The organism is Thioalkalivibrio versutus (assembly GCF_001020955.1).
GTDB classification, from domain to species: Bacteria; Pseudomonadota; Gammaproteobacteria; order Ectothiorhodospirales; family Ectothiorhodospiraceae; genus Thioalkalivibrio; species Thioalkalivibrio versutus.
The window spans coordinates 2049651-2075830 of record NZ_CP011367.1; the positions used below are offsets into that span (position 1 = coordinate 2049651).

The 26180-nt window shown below is 66.9% G+C and carries 23 protein-coding genes, 1 tRNA gene and 1 pseudogene; 11 read left to right on the forward strand and 14 right to left on the reverse strand.

The window, feature by feature from the left end; translation table 11 throughout:
- Positions 1 to 7 precede the first annotated feature (7 nt).
- From TVD_RS09495 to TVD_RS09535, 9 genes are all read right to left on the reverse strand, one after another.
- On the reverse strand, positions 8 to 1117 hold the full coding sequence (locus tag TVD_RS09495) for an efflux RND transporter periplasmic adaptor subunit (RefSeq protein WP_047251473.1): 1110 nt from the start codon (positions 1115 to 1117) through the stop codon (positions 8 to 10).
- Positions 1118 to 1178: 61 nt separating this feature from the next.
- Entirely contained in the window at positions 1179 to 1940 is a 762-nt protein-coding gene (locus TVD_RS09500) for a TetR/AcrR family transcriptional regulator (RefSeq protein WP_018937839.1), read from the reverse strand.
- A gap of 87 nt (positions 1941 to 2027) precedes the next feature.
- Positions 2028 to 2702 carry a type 1 glutamine amidotransferase domain-containing protein gene (locus tag TVD_RS09505; protein ID WP_047251474.1) on the reverse strand — a complete coding sequence of 225 codons (675 nt, stop codon included), beginning with the start codon at positions 2700 to 2702 and terminating at the stop codon, positions 2028 to 2030.
- Positions 2703 to 2875: 173 nt separating this feature from the next.
- A complete protein-coding gene (locus TVD_RS09510) occupies positions 2876 to 3883 on the reverse strand; it encodes an NAD-dependent epimerase (protein ID WP_047251475.1) in 1008 nt (335 codons plus the stop codon).
- Between the two features lie 4 nt (positions 3884 to 3887).
- Positions 3888 to 4145, reverse strand: coding sequence for a cell division topological specificity factor MinE (gene minE, locus TVD_RS09515; protein ID WP_018937842.1), 258 nt, complete (start codon positions 4143 to 4145; stop codon positions 3888 to 3890).
- Positions 4146 to 4147: 2 nt separating this feature from the next.
- Positions 4148 to 4957, reverse strand: coding sequence for a septum site-determining protein MinD (minD, locus tag TVD_RS09520; RefSeq protein ID WP_018937843.1), 810 nt, complete (start codon positions 4955 to 4957; stop codon positions 4148 to 4150).
- A 91-nt stretch (positions 4958 to 5048) separates the two neighbouring features.
- Entirely contained in the window at positions 5049 to 5771 is a 723-nt protein-coding gene (gene minC / locus TVD_RS09525) for a septum site-determining protein MinC (RefSeq protein ID WP_019594296.1), read from the reverse strand.
- A gap of 186 nt (positions 5772 to 5957) precedes the next feature.
- Entirely contained in the window at positions 5958 to 6731 is a 774-nt protein-coding gene (locus TVD_RS09530; protein ID WP_019562901.1) for a DUF1295 domain-containing protein, read from the reverse strand.
- 3 nt (positions 6732 to 6734) lie between these two features.
- Positions 6735 to 7772 (reverse strand): SAM-dependent methyltransferase, encoded by a 1038-nt coding sequence (locus TVD_RS09535; protein ID WP_018937846.1) that lies wholly within the window; start codon positions 7770 to 7772, stop codon positions 6735 to 6737.
- 145 nt (positions 7773 to 7917) lie between these two features.
- On the opposite strand from TVD_RS09535, the gene TVD_RS09540 reads away from it, so the two are divergent.
- Both TVD_RS09540 and TVD_RS09545 read left to right on the forward strand, forming a co-directional pair.
- The gene (locus TVD_RS09540) at positions 7918 to 10053 is read left to right on the forward strand and encodes a DUF1631 family protein (RefSeq protein WP_047251477.1); all 2136 of its coding nucleotides are present in this window, start codon (positions 7918 to 7920) and stop codon (positions 10051 to 10053) included.
- Positions 10054 to 10138: 85 nt separating this feature from the next.
- The gene (locus TVD_RS09545; protein WP_019567939.1) at positions 10139 to 10672 is read left to right on the forward strand and encodes a lipocalin family protein; all 534 of its coding nucleotides are present in this window, start codon (positions 10139 to 10141) and stop codon (positions 10670 to 10672) included.
- A gap of 307 nt (positions 10673 to 10979) precedes the next feature.
- On the opposite strand, the gene TVD_RS09550 is transcribed toward TVD_RS09545, so the two are convergent.
- Positions 10980 to 14651: a hydantoinase B/oxoprolinase family protein gene (locus TVD_RS09550; protein WP_047251478.1), complete on the reverse strand. Its 3672-nt coding sequence runs from the start codon at positions 14649 to 14651 to the stop codon at positions 10980 to 10982.
- A gap of 82 nt (positions 14652 to 14733) precedes the next feature.
- Between TVD_RS09550 and TVD_RS09555 the strand changes: the two genes are divergently transcribed.
- Positions 14734 to 15813: a metal-dependent hydrolase gene (locus TVD_RS09555; RefSeq protein WP_018649829.1), complete on the forward strand. Its 1080-nt coding sequence runs from the start codon at positions 14734 to 14736 to the stop codon at positions 15811 to 15813.
- 59 nt (positions 15814 to 15872) lie between these two features.
- Positions 15873 to 16136: a hypothetical protein gene (locus tag TVD_RS09560; protein ID WP_047251959.1), complete on the forward strand. Its 264-nt coding sequence runs from the start codon at positions 15873 to 15875 to the stop codon at positions 16134 to 16136.
- Between the two features lie 267 nt (positions 16137 to 16403).
- Here TVD_RS09560 and TVD_RS15065 read toward each other — a convergent pair.
- The 3 genes and pseudogenes from TVD_RS15065 to TVD_RS09570 all read right to left on the reverse strand — a co-directional run bounded on the left by TVD_RS15065 (position 16404) and on the right by TVD_RS09570 (position 17729).
- Positions 16404 to 16630, reverse strand: a pseudogene (locus TVD_RS15065) (hypothetical protein).
- Between the two features lie 582 nt (positions 16631 to 17212).
- Positions 17213 to 17303 (reverse strand) — tRNA-Ser (locus TVD_RS09565).
- A 96-nt stretch (positions 17304 to 17399) separates the two neighbouring features.
- Complete coding sequence (locus TVD_RS09570) at positions 17400 to 17729, reverse strand: DUF1820 family protein (RefSeq protein WP_047251479.1); 330 nt, start codon at positions 17727 to 17729, stop codon at positions 17400 to 17402.
- A gap of 111 nt (positions 17730 to 17840) precedes the next feature.
- Between TVD_RS09570 and TVD_RS09575 the strand changes: the two genes are divergently transcribed.
- From TVD_RS09575 to TVD_RS09585, 3 genes are all read left to right on the forward strand, one after another.
- The gene (locus TVD_RS09575; RefSeq protein ID WP_026287920.1) at positions 17841 to 18701 is read left to right on the forward strand and encodes a diiron oxygenase; all 861 of its coding nucleotides are present in this window, start codon (positions 17841 to 17843) and stop codon (positions 18699 to 18701) included.
- Between the two features lie 70 nt (positions 18702 to 18771).
- Positions 18772 to 20325, forward strand: coding sequence for a membrane-bound lytic murein transglycosylase MltF (gene mltF / locus TVD_RS09580; RefSeq protein WP_047251480.1), 1554 nt, complete (start codon positions 18772 to 18774; stop codon positions 20323 to 20325).
- A gap of 242 nt (positions 20326 to 20567) precedes the next feature.
- Complete coding sequence (locus TVD_RS09585) at positions 20568 to 21869, forward strand: NRAMP family divalent metal transporter (RefSeq protein WP_047251481.1); 1302 nt, start codon at positions 20568 to 20570, stop codon at positions 21867 to 21869.
- Between the two features lie 22 nt (positions 21870 to 21891).
- Here the strand turns inward: TVD_RS09585 and TVD_RS09590 are convergent, their stop codons facing one another.
- Positions 21892 to 22803 (reverse strand): NAD(P)-dependent oxidoreductase, encoded by a 912-nt coding sequence (locus tag TVD_RS09590; RefSeq protein WP_047251482.1) that lies wholly within the window; start codon positions 22801 to 22803, stop codon positions 21892 to 21894.
- A 76-nt stretch (positions 22804 to 22879) separates the two neighbouring features.
- Here TVD_RS09590 and TVD_RS09595 point away from each other — a divergent pair, with 76 nt between their 5' ends.
- The 4 genes from TVD_RS09595 to TVD_RS09610 all read left to right on the forward strand — a co-directional run bounded on the left by TVD_RS09595 (position 22880) and on the right by TVD_RS09610 (position 26178).
- Entirely contained in the window at positions 22880 to 23743 is an 864-nt protein-coding gene (locus tag TVD_RS09595; RefSeq protein WP_047251483.1) for a DMT family transporter, read from the forward strand.
- 195 nt (positions 23744 to 23938) lie between these two features.
- On the forward strand, positions 23939 to 24385 hold the full coding sequence (locus TVD_RS09600; protein ID WP_047251484.1) for a DsrE family protein: 447 nt from the start codon (positions 23939 to 23941) through the stop codon (positions 24383 to 24385).
- Positions 24386 to 24690: 305 nt separating this feature from the next.
- On the forward strand, positions 24691 to 25137 hold the full coding sequence (locus TVD_RS09605; RefSeq protein ID WP_047251485.1) for a DsrE family protein: 447 nt from the start codon (positions 24691 to 24693) through the stop codon (positions 25135 to 25137).
- A gap of 135 nt (positions 25138 to 25272) precedes the next feature.
- Positions 25273 to 26178, forward strand: a complete 906-nt coding sequence (locus tag TVD_RS09610) for an ABC transporter ATP-binding protein (protein WP_047251486.1) — start codon at positions 25273 to 25275, stop codon at positions 26176 to 26178.
- Positions 26179 to 26180: the final 2 nt, after the last annotated feature.

Sequence of the window (26180 nt, forward strand, 5' to 3'; positions counted from 1 at the left end):
CCCCGCTCTAGCGGTTCGCCGGGCGCGGGTCGCGCTCGGCATCGGGCTGGGCATCCTCGGTGATCTCGACCGGGGAGTCGTTTTGCAGCTTGAGCAGGCCACTGGCCGCGATACGCTCACCCGGCTCCAGCCCGTCAAGGACCTGCACCAGATCACCGCGGCGCGCGCCGGTCTCGATCAGGCGCTGTTCCACCCGCAGCTGGCCTTCGTCGTCCTCCGCGATCACGAATACCGATTGCCCCCAGGGCGCAAACCGGATCGCGGTCTGCGGCGCGACCACCGCCTCCTCGGACTCCCCGCGATCCAGCGTCACCCGGGCGAACTGCCCCGCACGCAGGCGGCCCTGTTCGTTTTCCAGCAGGGCCTGCACGCGGAACATGCGCGAGGCCGCGCGGACGCGCGGCTCGATGGCCGTGACCTCGCCGGTGAACTCTTCACCAAAGGCATCCACCTCGACACGGATGTCCTGACCCAGGGCGATCTCGCCCAGGCGGCGCTCCGGCAGGGTGAAATTCACATACAGCGGCTGCAACGCCTCCAGCACCACGATCGGATCCCCGGGCCCGACGAACTGCCCGACGCTCACCTCGCGGATACCCAGTTCGCCCGCAAACGGCGCGCGCAGGCTCTTCTGCTGGATGCGCGCCTCCTGCGCCTTCACCGAGGCCTGGGCCTGCTCGGCCTCGGCGACCCGGCGCTGAAATTCCGAATCCGAGATGTCGTTGCGCTCGATCAGGCCCCTGGCACGCTCCAGCTCGCGGCGCGCCAGGCGCTCGCCGGCCCGCAGGTTGTCGAGCTCGGCCTCGTCCAGGGTGGTATCCAGGTCGACCAGCGGATCGCCGGCCTCGACCCGTGCACCGTTCTCGAAGTGGATGGTCTTGACGATTCCCTGCGCCTCGAAGCTCAGGGTCGCGCCCTGCACGGCCTCCAGGCTACCGATCGCACGCACCTGCGGAGTCCAGGAGTCCGTCGTGACCTCGGCGGCGTTGATGGTCACCACCGGCTCCGGCATATCTTCGAAGTACTCCGCAATCTCCTGATCGACGAAGGCCTTGAAGCCGAAAATACCGCCGAGCACGATGGCCACCGCCACCAGCATAAGGATGAAACGCTTCATTCAGGATCTCCCGGATCCGGCGGATTCAATGCCGCCTGCATCTTGAGTTGTAGTCGAAGTGCTAGCCGGCGGGTGGTGCGTCGCCCGCACCGATGCCCGCATCGTGCAGCGCCGCACGCACGCGCTCGGTCTCCGCGCGCACCACCGTGGGCTCGTCCGGGTCCAGACGCGGTTCCCAGCGCCAGCCGGTCATCAGAGCGTGGAAATGCCGAATCAGATGATCATAAGGGCGGTGGATGTCGTAGGCATCCAGCAGGCCCCGCGCACTGGCAAGGCTCTGCATCCCCACGTTCAGCGCCCACGGCCCCAGTCCCATCTCGTCTTCGGAGATCTCGCGCGCCGGGGGCAGATCACTGCGTTCGCGCGCCTCGGCCACCACCGCATGCACCGCCTCGCTGATCGGCTTCCCGGCCTCCAGCAATGCCATGCGGCGCGGAACCGACACATTCGCCCAGACCACCTCGGTCACCAGGTACTGGGTCAGGCGGTAGTAGTCGGGGTTCTGCGCGGCGAAATCGATGTCGGTCAGCACGATCGCCAGCATGCGCGAGCGCGTACCCAGGGAGAGCTCGGGGATGGCCCGGAAAAGCGCCGCCCGTTGCAGCGTCGTGCGTGCCGCCACCGCCGCCAGCAGGTCCTCTTTCGACTCGAAGTGCTGGTACAGCGTACCGGTCGCGTACTCGCAGTCCGCCGCCAGCTTCGACATTTGCAGAGCCAGCAGGCCGTCCTCGCGGATGCGCTCGTGCGCCCGCTCGATGAACAGCGCCTCGCGCGTCTCGCGCTCGCGGCGTTTGCGATCCCCGGTAGTCATGGCGCTCAGCATATCGAACCCACGACGATTTTTGAACCCGGTTCAAAACAGATTCCAAAAAAGGCCGGGGCAGCATGCCCCGGCCCCCGGTTCGCGTATTCAGTCCGTCTCGCGCAACAGCCGCACGATCGCGTCGGCGACACTCTTGCTGGACTGCGGGTTTTGCCCGGTCACCAGCTTGCCGTCCACCACCACGTGATCGGCCCAGTCGTCGGCGGTATCCACCTCGCCGCCGAGCTCCTGCAGCTTGTCCTGCAGCAGGAACGGCATCGCGGTGTCCAGCTGGACCGCCTTCTCCTCGCTGTTGGTGAAGGCCGCCACCTTGCGCCCCTTCACCGCGGAACTGCCATCCGCCAGCATCGCACCGACCAGACAGGCCGGCCCGTGACAGACGGCGCCAACCACCTTGTCGTTGTCCATGAATTCCGCGACCAGGCGCTGGACATGCGGATTGTCCGGCAGGTCGAACATGGTGCCGTGGCCGCCGGGGAAAAAGATCGCGGCATAGGCGCCGTGGTTCGTGTGCTCATTCAGCGCGATGGTGTCATCCAGGGCCTCCTGAGCGGCCACCGCCGCGGAGCCCGCATGACTGGCCTCCAGGCTTTTCGGATCAAGCGGCACGGGGCCGCCCTTCGGACTGGCCACCTTGACCTCGAATCCCGCCTTGCGGAAGCGATCATAAGGCTCGGCGAACTCGTCGAACCATACGCCCGTCGCCTGGCCTGGAGCGATCTCGCCGTGACTGGTTACTACCATCAGAATCGTCTGGCTCATCCCTTGTCTCCTGGCATCCATGTCTCCGGTGGACTCGCCGGCCGGCTACAGGTTCCTGGTGTGCAAGGCCTGGGTGAACGAGCAGCGAGTCAGACGGCGAACAACAGACGCGGAAGGATCAAGCAAACGAGAAAGCCGAAGGACCGCGCGGCCGGATAGCCGCGGGCTGGGAATCAGACACGGTAGTAGTCGCGATACCACTCGACGAAGCGGGCGATGCCGTCTTCCACCGCGGTCGCGGGGGCATAGCCCACGTCCTGACGCAGGGCCTCGACATCCGCATAGGTGTCCGGGACATCCCCCGGCTGCAACGGCAGGAGGTTCTTCTCGGCCTTCTTGCCCAGGCAGTCCTCGAGCACCTCGATGTAGCGCATCAGCTCCACCGGCTCGTGGTTGCCGATGTTGTAGAGCCGGTAGGGGGCTGCGCTGGTGGCCGAGTCGGGCTCGGCCCCGTTCCAGTCGGGGTTGCGCGGGGCCACGTGATCCAGGGTGCGGATCACGCCCTCAACGATGTCGTCGATATAGGTGAAGTCGCGCCGGTGGTGGCCGTAGTTGAAGACGTCGATCGGCTCGCCTGCCAGGATCTTCTTGGTGAACATGAACAGCGCCATGTCCGGGCGGCCCCAGGGGCCGTAGACGGTGAAGAAGCGCAGTCCGGTCACCGGCAGGTCGTAGAGATTACTGTAGGTATGCGCCATCAGCTCGTTGGCCTTCTTGCTGGCGGCGTACAGGCTCAGCGGGTGATCGACGTTGTCGTGCACCGAGAACGGCATGGTGGTGTTGGCGCCGTAGACCGAGCTCGAGCTGGCATAGACCAGGTGCTCGACGCCGTTATGGCGGCAGCCCTCCAGGATGTTGCCGAAACCGACCAGGTTGGTGTCGACATAGGCCGCCGGGTTCTCCAGCGAATAGCGCACGCCGGCCTGGGCCGCCAGGTTGACCACCCGCTCCGGGCGGTGTTCGCGGAACACCCGCTCCATCGCGACGCGATCGGCGATGTCCTCGCGCACCTCGGTGAAGTTCGGGTGGTCCTGGGTGCGCGCCAGGCGCGCTTCCTTCAGCGAGACGTCGTAGTAGTCGTTCAGATTGTCGACGCCGACCACCTGGTCGCCACGCTCCAGCAGGCGCAGGCTCAGGGCGCTGCCGATGAAACCGGCCGAGCCGGTCACAAGAACTTTCATCGCGTTAGTCCTGGTCGTCCGGCAGGGTAATGTTCAGCTCGAGGACCTCGCAGTCCCCTTCGCGGTCCACGTTCATCTGCACGGCCTCGTCGTCCACCTGAACGTATTTGCGGATCACCTGCAGCAGCTCCTGCTGCATGGCCGGGAGGTAGTCGGGCCCGGAGCGCGCCGCACGCTCGCGCGCCACGATGATCTGCAGACGCTCCTTGGCAACGCTGGCGCTCTTCTGCCGCGGCTGACGGAAGTAATCGAAAATCCCCATGATCAACCCTTGAACAGGCGCCCGAAGAAGCCCTTCTTCGGTACATCGACAAAGCGCAGCGGGCGTTCCTCGCCCAGGAACCGGTCCACCGCGTCCTGGTAGGCCTGCCCGGCGTCGGATTCCTCGTCCAGCACCACCGGCTGTCCGGCGTTCGAGGCATTCAGCACCGCCTGGGATTCCGGGATCACGCCCAGGAGTTCGATCGCCAGGATCTCGCCGACGTCCTCGATGCTCAGCATCTCGCCGCGTTCGGCGCGCTCGGCGGAGTAACGCGTCAGCAGCAGCTTGCCCTCGATCGGCTCACCGCCTTGCTCCACCTTGCGCGTCTTGCTCGCCAGGATGCCGAGGATGCGGTCGGAGTCGCGCACCGAGGAAACCTCGGGGTTGGTCACCACGATCGCCTCGTCGGCAAAGTACGCGGCCATCAGTGCGCCACGCTCGATCCCCGCCGGGCTGTCGCAGACGATAAAGTCAAAGTCATCGGACAACTCGTTCAGCACGCGCTCCACGCCATCCTGGCTCAGGGCGTCCTTGTCGCGGGTCTGCGAGGCGGGAAGGATGTAGAGGTTGTCCACACGCTTGTCGCGGATCAGGGCCTGCTTCAGGTTCGCATCGCCGTTGATCACGTTGACGAAGTCGTACACCACGCGCCGCTCGCAGCCCATGATCAGGTCGAGGTTGCGCAGACCGACGTCGAAATCGATCACGACGGTCTTGTGACCGCGCTGGGCCAGGCCAGTGGCAATCGCGGCCGAGGTGGTGGTCTTGCCCACCCCGCCCTTGCCGGAGGTAATCACTACGATACGTGCCATGTTGGCGGTAGCTCCTTGTCGTCTTGCACGCGCCCGGCCTTCCCGGGGCGTGCGGACGGGTTCCTGTCATTCGTGACCGGCAGGTGGCCGGTCAGATCTCCGCGATCTTGAGGCTTTCGTCGTCCAGTGTCACCAGCCGATTCTCGCCGCGTTCGGCTTCCGTGATGTCTTCGGCGATCCGGTAGTGTCCGGCAATGGACAACAGCTCGGCGTCCAGGCGCCGACAAAAGATACGCGCGGTCACCAGACCGCGCACCCCGGCCAGCGCACGCCCACGTAACGGACCCAGCACATGGATATGCCCGTCCGCCAGCAGTTCGGCGCCCGGCGAGACTGCGCCGGTCACGATCAGGTCCCCTCCGCGGGCGTAGATCTGCTGCCCGGAACGCACCGGTTGATCGACGATGCGAGTCGCGCTGTGGACCGCCGCGACGGCGGCCGGCGGGCGTTCCTGCTCGGGCTCGACGGCCTTGTCCTGCACCGGGGGCTCGTCTTCCAGTGGCACCTCGCCGGAGGGTGCGCCGCCACGCCCGCCCAGTTGCAGCACCGGCAGGACGTCGAACAGTTCGGCATAGCTCTGCAGGCGCTCGGCGGCGGCACCTGCCTGCAGGCCGATCAGCTTAAAGCCCTCGGCGCGCACGCGCTCGATGGTTGCCTGCAGGTCCGACTCCGGGCTCTCGGCCACTGCCTCCAGATCGAGCACGATGGGCATGTCGCGCATCAGATCCGGAGCCTGGTCGCGCCGCGCGGCCAGCACCTCGCCCAGAACCTGCGGATCGGTCTGGTACACGCGCAGCACCGAGACCAGCATCATGCGGCCTTTCAATTCAATGGCCTGGACAGAACTCGGGGACGCGCTCATCGGATCGGCTGGCTCGCTGGCGGTGACGTGCACAAAACAGGGGCGGCGTCCGGCATCTGGAGCGCCGGACAGGACGTGCGCTTTATAGCGCGGACAGGGAAAGCGCAGCAAGGGTGCGGGATCACTCCCGCCGCCGCATCAGCTGCGCGGCGGGCCCGGGATCAGCGTGTTGGTGCGGCGCACGTAGTCGGCATAACCGGGGCGGGATTCATGCAGACGACTTTCCAGCAACGTGACGCCGGACACACGCAGGATCAGCAGGATCATCAGCACCGCCGAGGGCACGGCCCACCAGCCGCCCGCAGCCAGGGCCAGCAGGCCGAACCCGACCCAGACCACAATCTCGCCAAAATAGTTGGGATGACGGCTGTAGCGCCACAGGCCGCGATCCATCACCTGCCCGCGATTGCCCGGATCGGCGCGAAAACGTGCCATCTGCGCATCCGCCAGCGTCTCGAAAAAAAGCCCCACCGCCCAGAACAGCAACCCGGCGACGGCCAGCGGCCACCACACCGCCTCGACCCGCACCACGGCCAGCATGGGCAGGCCGATCACCGCCACCAGTGCGCCCTGCAGCCAGAAGATCGTGACCAGACTGCGCGCGGCAAAGGCACCCTCGCTTCGGCCCGCACGCATGTCCGTGTAACGCCCGTCCTCGCCGTGGTCCCAATTGCGCCAGGTAATAAAGGCGGACAGCCGCAGCCCCCACAACAGCACCGGGATCACGATCCACAGCCCCAGCACGGGCCACCCGGCCAGCCCCCACCACACCAGCGTGACCAGGACGAAACCCAGACCCCAGTAGCGGTCCACCAGGCTCGCGTCGCGTCGCAACACGCTCGCCGCCCAGACCCCCGTCATCAGGGCCAGCGCTGCGCCGAACCCGACCAGGAACATCACCCAACCGGCCATCCGCTAGGCCTCGGGCCGGCGAAACAGGATATGCGACACGAACCACTCGTTCCCGCCGCGATAATCGAACAACTCGGCGCAGGCCATGTAGAACATGCGCCAGCGCTGGAACCACAGCGCGGCATCCTGCGCGCCGTAGGTCTGTTCGAACAATGGCATCAGCTCGTCCCGCGCGGCGTCCTGGCGCGCCAGCCAGGCGTTCAGGGTGCGCGCGTAGTGGTGGCCGTTCACTCGCCACTGGCGCACCACGCGCAGATCCTCCTGAAAATGCCGCGCCAGATCATCCGATGGCATCAACCCGTCGCGGAAGAAGTACTGCCCCATCCAGTCGTGTTCGCCCTCGCTCTCGAAGAAGTAGGCGAACTCGCGATGGGCGAAGACATGCATGAACAACTGCCCGCCCGGACGCAGCCAGGTCGCCACGCGCCGCAGCAGCTCGGGCCAGTTGCGCATGTGCTCGAACATCTCCACCGAGACCACCCGGTCGAACCCGGTCTGGTCCGGGGCAAAGGTGTTCATGTCTGCGGTGACGATCGTGAGGTTCTCCAGGCCGCGCGCGTCCCGGCGGGCCTCGATCGAGGCTCTCTGAGTCGCCGAGTTGGACACCGAGACGATGCGCGACTTCGGGTATTGCTCCGCCATCCAGAGCGACAGCGAACCCCAGCCGCAGCCCAGCTCCAGGACCTGCTGCCCATTCTCGAGGCCTGCTCGTTCGCAGGTCAGCTGCAGCATGGCCGCCTCCGCCCCGCGCAGGTCATCCACGCCCTCCGGCCACCAGGCACAGGAGTATTTCAGCCACGGCCCGAGGCAACGCTCGAAATATTCGGTCGGCACCTCGTAGTGCTGCTCGTTCGCCACCTCGGTGGACAACGCCACGGGCGCGGCGCGCATCGCCTCGATCAACGCATAGCGCCGCTCCATCGCCTCCTCGGCCGGGGCCCCGCTCTCGCGCAACCGCTCCGCCAGCAGCCGCCGAATGCCGGCCCGCACGAGCGTATCCGGCAACCGTCCCTGTTCCGCCCACTCGATCATTCGCTGCATGCCGTGCGTCCCCGCGTTGAGATGTTTCGTTGACCCGGCGAGAGGCATGCGGTTCCCCGGTGGCCGCGCACGTACAAAACCGGATCGCTGACACACAGGCCCGCAGGGGTGCTAGATTGTGCCCTTAACCAGCTGCATACCGCTCATGGCGCAACGTCACCGGATTCCGGCCCGAACCCTGCATCGCGTCTGGGCGCCCTTCTCCAAGGGCGTTCAGGAGCGTCTCGAAACCTTCCTGGGCGAGCTCGACGACCGCCTGATGGATGCCTCCGAGCGCGCGATCGATTCCCAGCGCGCGGCCCAGAATCTTGCCCTTTCGCGCCAGATTCGCATGGCGAGTGGCGCCATCCTCCAGCGTTTTCGTGACCGACTTCACAATGCGATCCTGCCCGAAGAGCCGGAACACGCGCTCCCTGCCACGGGCGAACACGAGCTGAGCCTGATGGACGCCGCCGATACCGAGCGCGAGGTGGCCCTGCGCAAGCTGGTCACGGGCGCGCGTTCCGTAATGTCGGCCGAAATCGATGCCCTGGAAACGGTCACCCGGGACTACCACCTGGTCCCCACACCCGAGGACGCCCCCTGGCACCCGCATGCCCTGGGCGAGGCCTTCCTGGAGGCACTGGAGGCCGTGCCCCTGCCACCGGAAGACTGTCTGGTGCTGCTGCACTGGTTCGATCGCGACGTGATGCGCGAACTGCAGCCGGAGATGCAGGCGCTGATGCAGGCCTTCCGTGACGCCGGCTTCGCGGTGCCCGAGGCACACGCCAGGGCACGCACCCGGCCGGGCGCTACTGCTCCGGCCTCTTCTTCCGCGCCTCAGGCTCCAGCCGGGGGCAGCGGGCCACCCCCTTCCGGCCCGTCCGGCGCAACGGGCAATTGGGCGCAATTCGGTTATCAGGTGCCCGTCTCGGGACAGGTCGTCGCCAACACCGGTGTGGCACCCGGGACCGGTGCCGGCTACGGCTCGGCGGCAGAGGCGGTAACAACCGTCCTTAACAGCGCTCCGCCCAGCACGCTGGAACCCTTCGTGATGGACCTGCTGCAGGGCCTGTTCGACATGATCCTGAAGCGCGACGACCTCAACCCCGCTTTGCGCGAACCCCTGTCCGATCTGCAGCTCCCGCTGGTGCGCATCGCCATGCGCGAGACGCATTTTTTCCGTGACCGAACGCACCCGGCCCGGCAGATGACCGGCCTGCTGCTGAACATCGCACTGCGCATTGATCCCGACCTGCCGCTGGAAGAAGCCCGGGGCCTGCCGCTCAGCCGGCTGGTCTTCGAGAACGTCGAACGCGTGCGCAACGCAGGCCTTGGCGACAGTGAGGCCTTCAACGAGGCACTGACGCGCCTGCAGGACGATCTCGCCGAGGTCGAGGAGAAGATCGCCCATCAGGCGGCCGATGAACAGGCCGAGGCACAGCAGGAAGAGCGCACCCTGGAGATCACCTACAACGTGGAGTCCACGGTGGAGCGCACCGTGATCTCCATGGGCCAGGACATCCCCGACGAGGCCCGCGAGCAACTGATGGATGCCTGGGTTCCGTTAATGACCGCGCAGAAGACTGCCGAGGCACGGAGCGGTGATGCGGACGACACAACCGCAGCGGCCACCCCCGGGAGCGAAGCCACCAACGACAACGACGGCATGGCCCTGCTTCACGAACTGCTGGCTCTGATGCAGGCGGAACCGGATTTTCAGGCCTCGGCGCCATTGCTGGCGCGCATCCGCGCGTTTCTCGATCGAGCCCCTTTGACGAAAGAAGAACGTGCCCGCATCAAACAGGACCTGGTCAGCGCTCACCTGGTCGCCGCCGGAAAACGGCGCTCGGCACCGGCCGAACCTCCCTCGCCCGAGACAGGCCCCTCCACGACGTCGACGGACACGGCCGGTTCCGCGGAAGAGCGCATGCAAAAGGCCCGGAAGCGGGCCGGCAGCCGGTCGAGTTCGATGTTCGATACCTCACCCCGGCATGCCGACGACGATCCGTCCCTGATGCGCGACCATGACGACGAGCATGTCGAGCATGCCGACAACCTGATCTCCGGCACCTGGATCCAGTTCACCTCCCCCGCCGGCACCCGGGTCACGCGCATGAAGCTGGTCTGGCGCGGCAGTCACGCCGGACGCCTGCTGTTCACCGATGCCGCCGGGCGCGCCAAGCGCCAGCACAGCATTCAGGGTCTCGCCCACGAATTCCGCAGCGGGCGCGCCCAGATCATTCCGGAAGAATCGCTGTTCGATCACCTGATGGACCAGCGCCTCGGCCAGACCGCCTGAATCCCGGCCGCGCCAAACGGTGGAGCCACGCGGACCTTTCCCGCGCCGCGGCGGTCCATCTTCCGGGACCATACGGAAGACACCAATGACGCGCTCAATGACGGCCCTGTTCGCGGGCCTGGTACTGGGGATTCTGATGACCGGATGCAGCAGCCCGCAGAAGATGCCGACCGTGGACCACGTCGACCTCGATCGCTACATGGGCGACTGGTACGTGATCGCGAATATCCCCACCTTCCTCGAGCGCGATGCCTACAACGCGCTGGAGCAGTACGCGCTGAACGACGACGGGACCATCGCCACCACCTTCTCGTTCAACAAGGGCGGCTTTGACGGGCCGCGCCGCGAGTACAACCCGACGGGCTTCGTGCAGAGCGAGGACAACGCCGAATGGGGCATGCGCTTCCTGTGGCCGTTCAAGGCCGAGTTCCTGATCATCTATCTCGACGAGGCGTACAGCCAGACGGTGATCGGCCGCAGCAAACGCGACTACGTCTGGATCATGGCGCGCGAGCCGGAGATGCCCGAGGACGACTACCAGGCCATCCTCGCCTACCTGGACGAGCTCGGCTACGACACCGACGAGATCCAGCGCGTACCCCAGCGCTGGGACGACTGACGCCCCCTTGGGAAACACTGATCAATGCACACGCTCGCGCTCGAGTCGCTTTTGCGTGCGAACAAGGCGCGGTGACTGCCGTGCAGTCATTCTGCACAAAGGAACCGCAACGCCGTGCGCGCGCCCGTTTTTGATCAACAACGGGCGGCCGAGCCCCTTGGGGGTTGGCACCCCAGGTTCCCCGATCCGGCGTTGCGCCGCTTGCGGGTAGAACCACTACCCGCTGCACGACGCGTCTTGTCTCGGAAAACCTGGGGTGCCAACGCGAGCGCGTACATTGATCAGTGTTTCCCTTGCTGCGGCGGGCCTAATCCCTGACGCGCCCGTAGCCGCCGCCGCCCGGAGTCCGGATCTCCACCGCATCCCCCGGCGCCACCGACTGGCAATCACAGCCTGCCATCGGCTCGCGCGTGCCATCCGCGCGCAGAATGGCATCCTCGCCCAGCGCCCCCGGCTCGCCACCGTCCAGCCCGAACGGCGGCACGCGACGCCGATTGGCCAGCAGCACCACCTCCATCGCCGCATCAAAGCCCAGCCGCCGGATCACGCCGTCACCCCCCCGGCGCTGCCCCCGGCCACCGGAGCCCCGGCGATAGCCGAACTGCTCCACCCGCACCGGGAAACGACTCTCCAGCACCTCGGGATCGGTCAGGCGCGAGTTGGTCATGTGCGTCTGCACGGCGCTGGCCCCGTCATAGCCGGGCCCGGCCCCGGCGCCGCCGGCGATGGTCTCGTAGTACTGTCGCTCGGCATCGCCGAAGGTCAGGTTGTTCATCGTGCCCTGGGCCGCAGCCTGCACCCCGAGGGCACCGAACAGCGCATCGGTCACCACCTGCGAGGTCTCGACATTGCCCGCCACCACGGCAGCGGGCGGCGTCGGGTTCAGCAGACAACCCTCCGGGATCGCCAGGTCCACCGGCGCCAGGCAGCCATCGTTCAGGGGAATCTCGTCCTCCAGCAGCGTGCGCAGCACGTACAGCACCGCCGCACGGACGATCGAGCCCGGGGCGTTGAAGTTGTCCGCGCGGGCCGGCGAGGTCCCCGCGAAATCGATCCGCAGGCGGCGCGCTGCCGGATCGGGTGTCACGGCCACCCGGATCTCGGCCCCGTTGTCCAACGCATAGGTGAACGTGCCACCCTCCAGGCCCGCGATCAGCCGTTGTACTGCCTCGGTGGCATTGTCCTGCACATGCTGCATGTAGGCCGTCACCGTGGCCGCCCCGTACTCGTCCAGCAGCCGCCCCAGTTCCTCCAGCCCCTTGCGATTGGCCGCCACCTGGGCCTCCAGGTCGGCCAGATTCTGCTCCGGGTTGCGTGCCGGCCACTCGCCCGAACCCAGTAGCGCCCGCATCGCCGGAGACGCGAAGCGCCCATCGCGCACGAGAAGGGTCGGCGGGATCAGCACGCCCTCTTCTTCCAGCCGACGGGAGAAGGCCGGCATCGAGCCCGGCGTGATGCCGCCAACATCGGCATGGTGGCCGCGCGAGGCCACGAAAAACGCCGGTTGCGCGATCCCGGCCTGCGGATCCTCCGTCACTGCATCCCCGGGGCCCACGAAGACCGGTGTGACCACGGTGATGTCCGGCAGATGGGTGCCGCCGTTGTAGGGATCGTTCAGCACCCAGGCGTCTCCGGGACGCAGATCACCCTCCGCCGCCGCGACCACCGCGCGCACACTGGCGCCCATCGAGCCCAGATGCACCGGCATGTGCGGGGCATTGGCGACCAGGTTCCCGCTGGCATCGAACAGCGCACAGGAGAAATCCAGGCGTTCCTTGATGTTCACCGAATGGGCGGTATTGCGCAGGGTGAACCCCATCTGGTCTGCGATTGCCATGAAGCGATTGTTGAAGACTTCCAGCAGGATGGGGTCGCGCGGGATTGCGTCCACATCGGTGGTTTCGGCTGCCCCCCGCCGACCGGCGCCCGCGTCGCGCTCCAGGCACAGCGTGCCCTCGTGCTCGATGCGACCCCGCCAGCCCGGCTCCAGCACCAGCGTCGCGGTGGCCTCGATTACCAGTGCCGGCCCTGCCAGCGTCATCCCGGGGCTCAGGGCCTCGCGCCGGTACAGGGGTACGTCGCGCATCTCGCCCGCCACGACCATCGCGACCGTATCCGCCTCCGGTGCGGGACGCTCGACCAGCGTTTCCGGTACCCGGTCCGGCGGCAACTCGGTCCCGGTGGCGATGGCCTCGGCCGCCGCGACCGCTACCACCAGCTCGCGATCCGGCGGGGCGAAGCCGTAGCGCCCGCGATAAGCCGCAGCGAAGGCCTCCATCAGAGCATGAGTGGGGCCGGCCGGGACCTCCAGCGCCGTATCCGAGCCGGCTAGCCGCAGATGCAGCCGCCGCTCGATGCGCATGCCCCCAGGTTCCACCCCCTGTTCCGCCAGGGCCGCGGCCGCCGCCGTGGCCTGATCGTCCAGCGCGGCCTCGATCGCTGCGACATGCTCCTCGTCCAGGGGCCACTCCAGGCTGCGCTCGCGCAGAGCCCGCAGTTCCCCCAGCCCCATCCCGTAGGCGGACAGCACGCCCCCCAGCGGATGGAACAGGATGTGGCGCATGCCCAATTGCTCCGCGACCCGGCAGGCATGCTGCCCACCCGCCCCGCCAAAGCAGACCAGGGCATAGCGCGACACGTCATGGCCCCGCTGCACCGAGATGGTCTTGATCGCCTGGGCCATGTGCTCCACCGCGATCTGCAACAACCCCTCGGCCAGCCCCTCCGGCGTCACCCGTTCAGCCGTCATCGACATGACCTGAACCGCCAGCTCATCGAACTGCTGCCGGACCGGCTCCGGGTCCAGCGGACGGTCGCGCTCGGGGCCGAACACGGCCGGGAAATACTCCGGTCGCAAGCGCCCCAGCAGCACATTGCAATCGGTCACCGTCAACGGCCCACCCTGGCCGTAACAGGCCGGGCCGGGCTGCGCGCCGGCGGACTCCGGCCCGACCCGCAAGCGGATCCCGTCGAAGCGGCAGACCGACCCACCGCCAGCGGCCACGGTATGGATATCCAGCATCGGCACGCGCAGACGCGCACCCGCCACCTCGCTCTCCTGGCGGCGTTCCAGCTCCCCGGCCAGGTGTGCGACATCGGTGGAGGTCCCGCCCATGTCGAACGTGATCAGGCGCTCGAAGCCGAGTGGCGCGGCGGTCTTCAGCGCGCCGACGATGCCGCCGGCCGGCCCGGACAGGATCGCGTCGCGGCCGCGAAAGTGTGCCGCGTCCACCAGCCCGCCATGCGACTGCATGAAGCGCAGCGGCACATCCCCCAGTTCGCCGACAACCTGATCGACATAGCGGCGCAGCACGGGCGACAGGTAGGCATCCACCACCGTGGTCTCGCCACGCGGCACCAGCTTGATCAGCGGGCTGGTCGCGTGGCTGGTCGCCACCTCGGCAAAGCCCATCTCCCGCGCGAGCGCCGCGATGGACTGCTCATGCGCCGGATAGCGATAGCCGTGGATGCAGACGATCGCCACCGAACGAATGCCGTCATCCAGCGCTGCCTGCAGGCGCGGACGCAGCTCATCAAGATCCACCGGCTGGAGGACCGCCCCGGCCGCATTCACGCGTTCGCGCACCGCGGCCACTTGCGCATAGATCGGCTGTGGCAGGCGGATGATGCGCGCAAACAGGTCGGGCCGCGCCTGGTGCCCGATCGCCAGTGCGTCCTCCAACCCTGCGGTGACGACTAGGAGGGTCGGCTCGCCCTTGCGCTCCAGTAGCGCGTTGGTCGCCACCGTGGTGCCCATGCGCAGCTCGTGGATCAACCCAGGCGGAATCGCGGCGCCGGCGGCCAGCCCGAGGAGGTCGCGGACGCCCTGCACCGCGGCGTCGGCATACGCCTGCGGGTTGTCCGACAGCAGCTTGCGGGTATGCAGGCGGCCTTCCGGGTCGCGTGCGACCAGGTCGGTGAAGGTGCCGCCGCGATCCACCCAGAACTGCCATTGGTTGTCGGTTCCGGCTTGAGTCATGTTTGCCGCTCTGGTTTGATCACGTGAACTCGGGCGCCGCGCGCCAGTCGCAAGCGCGTCACCTAAAAGGAAATGCTCCCGCATGGATCCCGTCACCCAAGCCAGCCTGGGCGCCGTTGTCGGCGGCCTGACCCTCGGATCACGCCTGGGCCGCAAGGCCATCCTGCTGGGCGCCGCCGTGGCCATCGTCCCGGACCTGGACGTGCTTATAGCCTACGGGGACGACGTCTCCGATTTCATCTATCACCGCGGCTTCAGCCACTCCCTGCTGGTCCATCTGCTGGTCGCGACGGGCGTAGCGGGCCTGCTCGCACGCATTCCGGCCACCCGCGATATCGGCTTCGGACGCTGGTGGTGGTTCCTGTTCCTGGTGCTGTCCACGCATGTGCTGCTGGACGCGCTCACCACCTACGGCACCCAGCTATTTTGGCCCTTCGCCGGGCCGGTGGGGACCGCCTCGATCTTCGTCATCGACCCGCTCTACACCCTGCCCCTGCTGGTCGCCGCGATCGGCGCGCTGTTCTACCGCTTCGCGCCGCGGCTGCTGGTGGCCGGACTGGTCCTTTCCACCGCCTATGCGGGCTCGGGCCTGGCGCTGAAGGTCTGGATCGACCACCGCATCCAGCCCGCGCTGATCGCGATGGACCTGCAGGACCAGCCCCGCATGGTGCAGCCTACCCCGTTCAACCTCCTGCTGTGGCGCATCACCGTCGTGGATGATGACCAATTCCTGGAGGCATGGGTGGGCATCTTCGACCAGCCGATCCGGCCGGACTTCGAGGCCTTCGAGCGCGGCGCGCACCTGCAGGAGGAGGCCCTGGCCCTGGAGGACGGCCAGCGTCTGCAATGGTTCGCCGGCGACTTCCTGCGCTTCCACCGCGCCGAGCACACCGACGCCCCCGACCGGCTGGTCGTCACCGACCTGCGCCTCGGCGCACCTGGCTTCTTCCCCTTCGGCTTCGAGATCGCCGAGGAACGCGACGGCGACTGGCAACCCATCACCAGCCGCCAGGTCCGCGAGACGGGCCCGCGTGAAGACGCGATCCGTGCCATCGCCACGCGCATCATTGATCCGGAGGGTGCGCCCTGCCTGATGGATCTGGCCGAACCCGATTACGCCATCACCCGGCCGCCGCCGCGCTGCCGCCTGCAGATGCCGTGATCGGATCCGACGAGCCTGAACCGGGACCCGCGGCCGCCTGCGAACTGTGTGGCCGCGAGATGGACGCGCTGACCCGCCACCACCTGATCCCGCGCAAGCAGCACCGGCGCAAGCGCATCCGCCGGCGATTCAGCCGCGCCGAGCGCGCGGCCCGCATCCTGTGGGTCTGCCGCCCCTGCCATGACCACATCCATAAACACTTCGACGAACAAACCCTGGCGGAACGCCTGAACACCCGCGAGGCGCTCCTCGCCGAACCGGTCGTCCACGACTTCGTCACCTGGATCGCCCGCCACCCACCCGGCTTCAAGCCCCGCGGCTAGACCCCGGGGGACACAGGACGGCCACTTCCCAAGCCCCGACCTCTTTTGCCTGCGCCGGCGGTGTCGGCGGCTGGTCCCGGTTCGTCCTCCGGTGTTTACGTGCCTCCGTCCGGCCGCCTGCCGTGCGCTGACTCGCCAGCGCGCCCCGAGGCACTTTCTTGCTTGCCCAAGAAAGTGCCCAAAGAAGGGCCCCCGGGTTCCGCCCGGGAACCTTGCTCCAGGGCCCTCGGGCCGGCGGCGCTGAACTCGCTGCGCCTTCGGCTCCGCTCAGACATCCAGCGCCTTCTCCCGGCCCGAGAACCCTTCCGCAAGGGGCTCCATACGGGAGGCCAAGGTCAAAACAGACGGTGTTCCGTCCCCCGGACATAACAATAGGCAATGCCGTCCGAAGGCCCCGGCGCCCGCTTTGCGGGCGCGACACGCAACGGCCAAAGGCCAAAGGCCAAAGGCCAAAGGCCGAGCGTGCCGAAGATGCTCGAAGACCTAGCCATCATCCATTACCAATATCGTCGGAACGGCCGTTGTCTTGACCTCCCTCCCCGTTGTCGTCGCGCCGAGTGGAGAGGCTTTTCGCGGGAGAAAAGGCGCTGGATGTCTGAGCGAAGCGCAGCGTAGCGAGTTCAGCGCCGCCCGCGAAATGCCTCGGAGCGAGGGAAACCCCGGCCCGCTGCGCGGGCCGGGGTCGCGGCAGTCGGGCGTGTTTCTTGGGTACTTCTTTGCACGAGCAAAGAAGTACCTCGCGGTGCGCTCGCGAGAGAGCGCCTGGCAGGCGGCGGACCGAAGCCACCGTAAACACCGGATGCCGAACCAGGACCAGCCACTAGCCGGCAAGCAGGATCCCCGAGGCCAAAAATGCAAAAGGGGCCACTCGGGCCCCTTTGCTTGAATCTGGCGGAGAGGGAGGGATTACGGCGACGTGGTCGCCGCCCTCCGGGCCGCCTCCGCTCTGCTTCGGCGTTCCGGCGTCGCTTCGCGCCACCCGTCGAACCATCACCTTGATCGATCGAGGGTTCGAATCCCCGAGCGTCGGGGGCCACACATGCAAAAGGGGCCACTCGGGCCCCTTTGCTTGAATCTGGCGGAGAGGGAGGGATTCGAACCCTCGATACGGGGTTACCGTATACACACTTTCCAGGCGTGCGCCTTCGACCGCTCGGCCACCTCTCCGTTTTCCGCAACCGCTGGACGGTCACGAAGCGCGGAATCCTAAACCAGGCGCGGCAGCGGCGCAATGGAGCGGACGAAAAACAGCAGCTTGCGGGGTCAGGAACCGCCCTTGCCCGGAAGTCCGGGAAAGGCGTGCACATTGCCCCCGGCAGTTCCCACATCGTGAATGCGCGGGGTACCCACTGCCGTGACCTCGTCGATCCGGATCAACGCGTGCATCGGCACATGGAAGCGCTCCACACCCTCGAACTCGGTGCGCAAGCGCTCCTCCGAGGGGTCCACCACCACCTGTGTGCGCTCGCCGAACAGCAGGCCCTCGATGGTGACGAAACCGTAAAGCTCGTCCTGGTAAACGTCACGGGCGTACAGCTCGTACGTTTTTCCGTTGTTCAGGAAATTGATTCGGTACCGCAGATTCTTGTCCATGGGCTCCATCATGGGGGAGCAACCGCAGATTGCAACGGGTTGGCGTTGGTCCGGAGCGCCAGAGTCGGTATGATTCCGGGCGTTATCCGCATGGGTCCCGGCACGCCAACGATGAATTCCTCCCAGGAGCTGCTCGATCATTTGAGCCGCAACAGCTCGCCGTACCAGGATCCGCTCACGCGGATTCGCTGGGATGCGCTGTCTTCGGAGGACTACTGGATCCCGGAAGAGGCCATCTCGCTGTTCGGCACGCCGGAATATTCCGCGCTGTCGGGCGAGCAGAAGCGGCGCCTATCGCAGTACGAATTTCTCTATTTCATCAGTGGCGCGCTGTGGCTGGAAGGCCTGTTCATGGAACGCATCTCGCGCATCTCCATGCACTCGACCGGCCGCCTGGACCGGCTGAACTACCGCCTGCACGAGCTGCGTGAAGAGGCCGGTCACAGCCTGATGTTCATCGAGTTCATGCGTCGCAGCGGGCTGGAGCTGCCGGAACGACGCTTTCCGAAACCCAAGCTCGCCACCCTGGTCGGCCGCTTTGCCCCCTTCGAGTCCTCGATCTTCTGGATCGCGGTGATGATCGGCGAGGAGGTCCCGGACCGGATGAACCGCCTGATCCACCAGCGCCGCGACCAGATCAGCCCCACGGTGCATGACGTCGTCTCCACCCACATGATCGACGAAGCGCGCCACATGGCACATGCCCGCGACACGCTGGAAAGCTACCTGGATACCCTGCCGACCTGGCAGAAGGCGGCCTACCGCCCGCTGATGCGTCGGGTGTTCCGCCAGTTCGTGCACGCCTTCTACTACCCCACGGCGGATATCTACCAGCTCGCGGGCCTGCCCGCGGGCCCGAACTACCGCCGTCTGGCGCACGATAACCCCCGTCGGGCCGCCTTCATCGATACCTGTGTCGACCCCGCACTGCAGGTCCTTCGCGCCCAGGGTCTGGTCCTGAACTGGCGATAGGGTCACCACCTCGCCCTGCGCCGGTCATCGCCCGGCACTGCCTGCACGGCCGATTGGGTATCATCGGTTCATGTTCCCGCACCTTCGCCTTCGTCCACCGAGCTCGACCTGGCGCCAGATCGAGCTCGGCGTGTTCATCGTGTTGCTGGTGATGATCGGCCTGCGGGTCTGGTTCCAGCCGCCCTCGGCCCTCCAGCAATTGACCTTCCGCGAGGAACTGCAGGTAGTGCTGGTCGAAGCGCCCTTGGGGCGCTCGGAGCTGGCGGCCACCAGTGGCCACGACCAACTGGAACTGGCCCTGCTGCATGGCTTCGCGAAGGAACTGGGCACGCGCATTCGCGTAACCCGCGTGGAGACCGCCGCCGAGGCCCACCGCCGTCTGCGCGAACACCGGGCGGACCTGGCCGCCGGGCTGCTGGTGGACCCCGATGAACCGACGATCGAACGCGGTCCGGAGATCCTCGCCATCCAGCAGGTTCTCGCCTTCTGGCGCGGCAACGAATCCACCGCTGCACTGCCCGCCCTCGCCAGCCTGCCCGCCGGAACCCGACTCGGACTCACCGCACAGTCGCCGCTGCCGGAACGCCTGCGGGCCCATCTGGCCCACGCCGACGCGGCGAGGCAACAGGTATCGGTCCGGGCAGGGGATCCGGAGTCCGAGACCCCGAATCCGGGCCTGTTCGAGACCCTCGGGTACGAGCCGCGAGACCCGCCGGTCGAGCTGGTACCCATCGGGACCGCCGAAGCACAACGCCAGGCATTGGCCGCGGGCCAAATCGACTATGCACTGATGAGCTCCCTGGAGTTCGGCCGGCTGCAACGCTTGCATCCCGATCTGCGTACCGCCTATGAGTTCGAGCGCGGGGTGGCCGTCACCTGGCTGTTCCCGGCCGGCTTCGACCGCAGCCTGATCGACGCGGCGGAGGCCTACATTGACCGCCTGCGAGAGAACCGCGACCTGGAACTGATGATCGACCGCTACCTGGGCCATCTGGAGACCCACGACCTGGTGGACGCCCTGACCTTCGCCCGGCGCGTGGATAACCAGCTGGATCGCTTTCGCGGCCTGTTCGAACGCGCCGGCGCCGAATACGGCCTGGACTGGCGCTTCATCGCCGCCGTGGCCTACCAGGAGTCTCACTGGAACGCGGAGGCCATCTCCCCCACCGGGGTGCGCGGGCTGATGATGCTGACCCAGAACACCGCATCCGGCCTCGGCGTCGAGGACCGCACCGATCCGGCATCCAGCGTCGACGGCGGCACCCGCTACCTGCTGGACCTGCGTGAGCGCCTACCGGAACGCATCCCGGAACCGGACCGCACCTGGATGACGCTGGCGGCCTACAACGTCGGGCTGGGACACCTGCATGACGCCCGGCGCCTGGCCGATGCCAACGGCGACGATCCGGATCGCTGGCTGGACGTAATGCAGTGGCTGCCACGGCTGGCGGAACGCGAATGGCACGAGCAAACCCGCTATGGCTACGCCCGCGGCTGGGAGCCGGTCCTCTACGTGCAGAACATTCGCAGCTATTACGACAAGTTGATCCAGCGCTTCCCCGCAAGCAGCGATCAGATCCCCAACGCACCGCAAATCTACCGTCGCGTCCCCCTGTCGCTCTGAAGCGTGGCGGGCGCGGTCAGCGCGCGCCCTCGTCTTCCCTGGACGACGCTGATGAGTCGCGTTGACCCCCGCAGATTTTTCGAGACAAGGCGCGCCGTACGTGCCTTGGCGGCCTGCGATCCGCTGCCCATCCATGAGCTCCGAGGCAGGATCGGGAACATGGGGCACCCAAACGCACGTGTACATTGATCAATGTTTCCCTAGAATCCGTACCCCACACCCTTACCCCCGGACCCAGGCCCATGAATGCTTCCACCCGCGCCTCCCTGCGCGCAGCCATCGGACCCGGGCTTCTGATGGCTGGAGCTGCGGTAGGCGTTTCGCATCTGGTCCAGGCGACCCGAGGCGGTGCCGAGTACGGGCTGTTGCTCATCCCGATCGTACTTCTGGCCTGCCTGTTCAAGTATCCATTTCTGGAGTTCGGCCCGCGCTACGCGGCCGCCACTGGACATCACCTGCTGACCGGCTACCACCGGCTCGGCAACTGGGCACTCGGGCTCTACATCGCGGTGACCGTGGGTACCCTGTTTACCATCCAGGCAGTGGTCACGCTGACCACCGCCGGGCTGGTCACACTGGTCTTTGACCTGGATCTGTCGGTCACCCTGGTCTCGGCCCTGGTGCTGGCCGCATGCATTACGTTCCTGATGATCGGCGCCTACCGCGGGCTCGATCTGGGCATGAAGATCATCATGGCGGCGCTCAGCGTCTCCACCGTGGCGGCCGTGGCACTCGCCTTCCGCGAGGCTCCGGACCTGGTCACCCTGTCCGGCGCGCAAGAGTGGTCGAGCCTCTGGACCCTGGCCGGCTTCGCCTTCGTGCTGGCCCTTCTGGGATGGATGCCGATCCCGCTCGATGTGGCCGCCTGGCATTCGATCTGGACCCAGGAGCGCGCCCGCCAGACGGGCCACGCCCCGACGGTACGCGAGGCGATCTTCGACTTCCGCCTGGGCTACCTGGGCGCGGTGGTGATTGCCCTCGCGTTCATGCTGCTGGGCGCGGTGCTGATGTATGGCAGCGGGATCGGCTTTGCCCCGGGGGCGGCCACCTTCTCCGCTCAGCTGGTAGACCTGTACGCCCATAGTCTGGGCGAATGGAGCCGCACCCTGATCGCCGTGGCCGCCCTGACCACAATGTTCTCGACCACCCTGGCCGTCACCGATGCCTACCCCCGTGTGATCGTGGCGATCATCCGCACCCTGCGCGAGGACGGCCACGCACCACAGACCATGGATCCCTCGCGCAAAGGCGAACGAGGCCTGGACTGGTGGGGCTACCGGATCGCGCTGCTGGTGGTCGCCAGCGGCGCCGTGCTGCTGATTTCGCAGGCCGGGGAACACTTCACCCGCCTGGTCGATTTCGCCACGCTGCTGTCGTTCCTGTCCGCCCCAGTACTGGCCTGGATCACCTTCAAGGTGGTGATGTCACCGGACATGCCGGAGCAACACCGACCAGGGCGCGGCATGCGCGCCCTGTCCTGGGCCGGGATCGTATTCGGCCTGGTGTTCTCGGTGCTCTACATCCTCTGGCGCCTGTTCGGCTAACCCGCGACGCCAAGAACCGCCTTTAACGCCCTTGATCGTCACGGGCGTGAAGGCAAAAACGCGCCAGGATGGCCACATCGTGATCGGCCTGCCCGGCCTCCAACGCCTCGTCCACCGCGCGTCGCACCGGCATGAGTCCGTCGAGGCTCAGCCCCACCTCCTCGCCCAGCCCGGCCACAATGCCCAGATCCTTGTGGTAGAGCCCGGTCTGGAAACCGGGCTCGAAGTCGCCATCCAGTAGCCGCTGGCCGTGTACCTCCAGGATGCGCGAACCGGCAAAGCCTCCCATTAACGCCTCGCGCATGCGTGCCGGGTCCACCCCGGTCTGTTCGGCCAACGCAAACGCCTCCCCGATCGCGACCAGGGTCTCGCCCACCACCAGCTGGTTGCAGGCCTTGGCGATCTGCCCCGCGCCGCTGTCGCCCACGTGGGTCAGGGTGGAGCCCACCACCTCGAAGATCGGTCGCAGCCTCTCGACAACATCGACCGGCCCGCCCACCATCAGGCTCAGGGTCCCGGCCCGCGCGCCCGGCTCCCCGCCCGAAACCGGGGCATCCACGAAGGTCACCTCGCGTTCGGCGGCCGCGCGGGCGATGGCGCGGGTACGCACCGGGTCGATGGTGCTGTGATCGATCACGATCAGTCCGGGACGGGCGTGCTCCAGGACCCCGTCCGGCCCCAGCATCAGCGCCTCGACATCCGGCGTATCGGAGACATTCAGCACCAGCACCCGCACGCCGCGAACCAGCTCCGGGAGGCTCGTGCATGGCTGCGCCCCATCCTGCGCGAGTGCTTCCGCCGTCTCCGGCCGTCGCGCCCAGACCTGGACGTCGGCCCCGGCGGCGAGGAGGTTACGATTCATGGGTGCCCCCATGATGCCGAGGCCAATGGCCCCGATCGGCTGCAGTTCGGGCGGGATCTGGGATGCGGACATACGGCACTCCGAAAACGGTACCCACGCACTGTAACAACCCCGCTGGAAAAGCGGCACATGGAGGGTGAACCGGATCATGCAACGCGAACACCTGCACGGCTCCCTGCTCGCCTTCACCGGCGTGATGGCGCTCAGCTTAGACGGACTGCTGGTGCGCCTGGCCAACACCCAGGGCATGGATATCGTCTTCTGGCGCGGGTTGCTGATGGCCCTCGCCCTGACCCTGCTGCTGCGGATCCTCGACGGGCGCTGGGCCTGGACCCACCTGCGACTGGGCGGGCGCAATGCCGGCTGGGTGGCGGCCGGATTCGCGGCGACCACCATCCTGTTCGTGCTCGCCATCCTGCACACCACGGTCGCCAACGTGGTGGTCATCCTGGCGGCCTCGCCGCTGTTCGCGGCCGTGTTCTCCGGACTGCTACTGCGCGAATGGGTGCCGCTGCGGACCTGGATCGCAATGCTGATCGCTATCGGCGGGATCGTCGCGGTGTTGGCCGGCTCGCTGGAGGCCGGGGGCTGGCTGGGCGACGCCCTGGCGCTGCTGGCTGCCCTGGTGGTCGGCATCAACCTGACCCTGCTGCGCCGTTCGCCCCGGATGGACCGGCTGGCCGTGATCGCGGCGGGCGGGATGCTGGCCGCGCTGATCGCCTGGCCGCTGGCGACGCCACTCGCGATCGGGCTCGACAGCCTCGCGGTCCTGGCGCTCATGGGCCTCGTCCAGCTCCCCCTGGCGCTGACTCTGATCGCTCTGTCGACCCGCTTTCTGCCGGCCGGCGAGGTGGCCCTGTTCCTGGTGCTGGAGGCGGTGTTCGGCACCCTCTGGGTCTGGCTGTTCCTGGCCGAGGCCCCCAGCACCCTCACATTATTCGCTGGTGGCCTGGTTCTGCTCACCCTGGCCGTGCATGCAACCTGGAGCATGCGCCAAACTGGCTTACCCTAATATTCTAATTTTCGATTTTATATCAAATGCTTATCTTGTATTTGATCGGAATAATCGCCAACGGTTCCCGTCTTACCCATAACCGGACACCAGAGGCATGGACGCCGCCCTGGGCCCGGTCTGCTGATTGCAGCGCGATATACGCCTCGGGCGTATCAAAGACGAACACACGGGAACAAACGCAGGAGCCCGATCATGAACAAACGCTTCATTCTTCCGCTGGCCATGGCCGCCGCCGTATTCGCCCTGCCGGGTACCGCCCTGGCCGATAGCTACTACTCCGAACAGAAAGTCGTCTATCACGTGAACCACGACAACGAACAGCGGCAGGTTGGCGCAATGCGCAACATTCAGAACCACATCAACGCCGTGGGCGCGGACCGCATGAGCATCAAGGTCGTGATGCACGGCAACGGGCTCAGCCTGCTGCAGCACGCCAAGTCGAACGAGGACCTGAAGGCCTTCGTCGACCAGCTGAAGATGCAGGACGTGGACTTCCAGGTGTGCAACAACACCGTCGTTGGCCGGAACATCGATGTCGCCAACGATCTCTACGACGCTTCCGAGGACGACATCATCCCGAGCGGCGTGGCCCACCTGTCGCACCTGCAGCAGCAGGGCTACACCTACGTGCGTCCGTAATACCCCTGCGGCAAGCACCGCGGCGACCGCCATCTCCCGATCGTCGCTTCGGGCCCGGGTCTTCCCGGGCCCTTTTCTTTGTGCCACTAGACTCCACGCGTAAACCCGCCCCGGCTCGTGCCGCACATGACCCACTTTGTGGCGCGGCAAACGGGAATAGGCGCATGGCTGATGCGTCTTATCCATACCTGTCGATCGCCTTCACCGCGAAGCCCCCGATTGCAGGGCGCCAACCCCGGCGCAAGGCCCCGTGGCGTACTCGAAACCCGCCCGGGTTCGTTGTTGTTTCAGGAGGAACCTGTGCGATGAACACAATGAAACTGATCCTGCCCGTACTGCTCGCAATGGTACTGAGCATTCCCGGCCTGGCGGCCGCGAGCGACTTCGACTATGGCACCCACAAGGTGGTTTACCACGTGAACTACGATGACGAGCGGCGTTACATGGGCGCGATGGGCAACATCCAGAACCACATCAACGCCGTTGGCGCCGAGAACATGGAGATCAAGGTGGTGATGCACGGCGACGGCCTCGGCCTGCTGCAGACCGCCAACACCAACGAGAACCTGCGCGGCCGCATCGAGAACCTGAAGATGCAGAACGTGGAGTTCCAGGTCTGTGCGAACACCCTGCGCGGGCGCAATATCGCCCTCGAAGAACTCTTCGACGCCTCCGAGGACGACGTGATCCCCAGCGGCGTGGCGCACATCTCCTGGCTGCAGCACCAGGGCTATACCTACAGCAAGCCATAGCCCCGGCTCGCAATCCATCCACGGGAAGGCCCGGATCGAGAGATCCGGGCCTTTTTCATGGTGCCGCACCGGGGCATTGGGGGCACTGCCGCGAACCGGTATGGTAGGCACTCTCCATTCGTCCCGAGTTTCGCCGTGTCCGCCATTCGCATCCAGCAGCTGTACAAGGCGTACGACGGCGTTGCCGTCGTGGACGGCGTGGATCTGGAGATTGCCCCCGGCGAGTTCTTCGGCCTGCTGGGCCCCAATGGCGCCGGCAAGACCACCACCCTCCGCATGCTGCTGGGCATGACGCCGATCGACGGCGGGCAGGTCGAGGTCCTGGGCCTGCCCATGCCGGAGGGCGAGCGCGCCGTGCGCGAACGCCTCGGCATCGTGCCCCAGTTCGACACCCTCGATCCCGACTTCACGGTGATCGAGAACATGCGCACCTACGCCGCCTATTTCGGGATGGCCGGGCCGGAGGTGGAGTCGCGCATCGACCGGCTGCTGGGGCAGGTCAACCTGAACGACAAGCGCGGCGCGCGCATCAATGCCCTGTCCGGCGGAATGAAGCGGCGCCTGACCCTGGCCCGTGCGCTGATCAACGAACCCGAGGTGGTGGTGCTGGACGAGCCCACCACCGGTCTCGACCCGCAGGCCCGGCATCATCTGTGGCGCCAGCTTCGGGCGCTGCGCGCCTCGGGCGTCACCCTCGTGCTGACCACCCACTACATGGAAGAAGCCGAGGAACTGTGCGACCGCATCGCGATCATCGACCACGGCCGCATCATCGCCTGTGATGCCCCGAGCCGGCTGATCGCGGAACACATCGAGCCCTGGGTCCTGACCGTTGGCGGCACGGACGCCGGCGAGGTCCTGCAGCGCGAGCTGGGCCCGAAGGACCGGGCCCACCAGGTAGCGGACACCTGGCTGGTCTACACCGCCGAGCCGGACCGGCTGCGCGAGCGCCTGCGCGCGCTCGGCCACGAGCCCACCCTGCGCGAGGCGGATCTCGAAGACGTCTTCCTGAAACTCACCGGCCACGAGCTGAGGGACTGAGC

Excerpts from the sequence above, each read along its gene's own strand:
- TVD_RS09600 (WP_047251484.1), top strand. The coding sequence starts at position 23,939 with ATGAACAAACGCTTCATTCTTCCGCTGGCCATGGCCGCCGCCGTATTC.
- TVD_RS09590 (WP_047251482.1), bottom strand. The coding sequence starts at position 22,803 with ATGTCCGCATCCCAGATCCCGCCCGAACTGCAGCCGATCGGGGCCATT.
- TVD_RS09595 (WP_047251483.1), top strand. The coding sequence starts at position 22,880 with ATGCAACGCGAACACCTGCACGGCTCCCTGCTCGCCTTCACCGGCGTG.
- minE (WP_018937842.1), bottom strand. The coding sequence starts at position 4,145 with ATGGGGATTTTCGATTACTTCCGTCAGCCGCGGCAGAAGAGCGCCAGC.
- TVD_RS09560 (WP_047251959.1), top strand. The coding sequence starts at position 15,873 with ATGGACGCGCTGACCCGCCACCACCTGATCCCGCGCAAGCAGCACCGG.
- TVD_RS09535 (WP_018937846.1), bottom strand. The coding sequence starts at position 7,772 with ATGCAGCGAATGATCGAGTGGGCGGAACAGGGACGGTTGCCGGATACG.
- TVD_RS09585 (WP_047251481.1), top strand. The coding sequence starts at position 20,568 with ATGAATGCTTCCACCCGCGCCTCCCTGCGCGCAGCCATCGGACCCGGG.
- TVD_RS09605 (WP_047251485.1), top strand. The coding sequence starts at position 24,691 with ATGAACACAATGAAACTGATCCTGCCCGTACTGCTCGCAATGGTACTG.
- minD (WP_018937843.1), bottom strand. The coding sequence starts at position 4,957 with ATGGCACGTATCGTAGTGATTACCTCCGGCAAGGGCGGGGTGGGCAAG.
- TVD_RS09495 (WP_047251473.1), bottom strand. The coding sequence starts at position 1,117 with ATGAAGCGTTTCATCCTTATGCTGGTGGCGGTGGCCATCGTGCTCGGC.
- TVD_RS09575 (WP_026287920.1), top strand. The coding sequence starts at position 17,841 with ATGAATTCCTCCCAGGAGCTGCTCGATCATTTGAGCCGCAACAGCTCG.
- TVD_RS09570 (WP_047251479.1), bottom strand. The coding sequence starts at position 17,729 with ATGGACAAGAATCTGCGGTACCGAATCAATTTCCTGAACAACGGAAAA.
- TVD_RS09500 (WP_018937839.1), bottom strand. The coding sequence starts at position 1,940 with ATGCTGAGCGCCATGACTACCGGGGATCGCAAACGCCGCGAGCGCGAG.
- TVD_RS09545 (WP_019567939.1), top strand. The coding sequence starts at position 10,139 with ATGACGCGCTCAATGACGGCCCTGTTCGCGGGCCTGGTACTGGGGATT.
- TVD_RS09510 (WP_047251475.1), bottom strand. The coding sequence starts at position 3,883 with ATGAAAGTTCTTGTGACCGGCTCGGCCGGTTTCATCGGCAGCGCCCTG.
- mltF (WP_047251480.1), top strand. The coding sequence starts at position 18,772 with ATGTTCCCGCACCTTCGCCTTCGTCCACCGAGCTCGACCTGGCGCCAG.
- minC (WP_019594296.1), bottom strand. The coding sequence starts at position 5,771 with ATGATGCTGGTCTCGGTGCTGCGCGTGTACCAGACCGATCCGCAGGTT.
- TVD_RS09555 (WP_018649829.1), top strand. The coding sequence starts at position 14,734 with ATGGATCCCGTCACCCAAGCCAGCCTGGGCGCCGTTGTCGGCGGCCTG.
- TVD_RS09540 (WP_047251477.1), top strand. The coding sequence starts at position 7,918 with ATGGCGCAACGTCACCGGATTCCGGCCCGAACCCTGCATCGCGTCTGG.
- TVD_RS09530 (WP_019562901.1), bottom strand. The coding sequence starts at position 6,731 with ATGGCCGGTTGGGTGATGTTCCTGGTCGGGTTCGGCGCAGCGCTGGCC.
- TVD_RS09550 (WP_047251478.1), bottom strand. The coding sequence starts at position 14,651 with ATGACTCAAGCCGGAACCGACAACCAATGGCAGTTCTGGGTGGATCGC.
- TVD_RS09505 (WP_047251474.1), bottom strand. The coding sequence starts at position 2,702 with ATGAGCCAGACGATTCTGATGGTAGTAACCAGTCACGGCGAGATCGCT.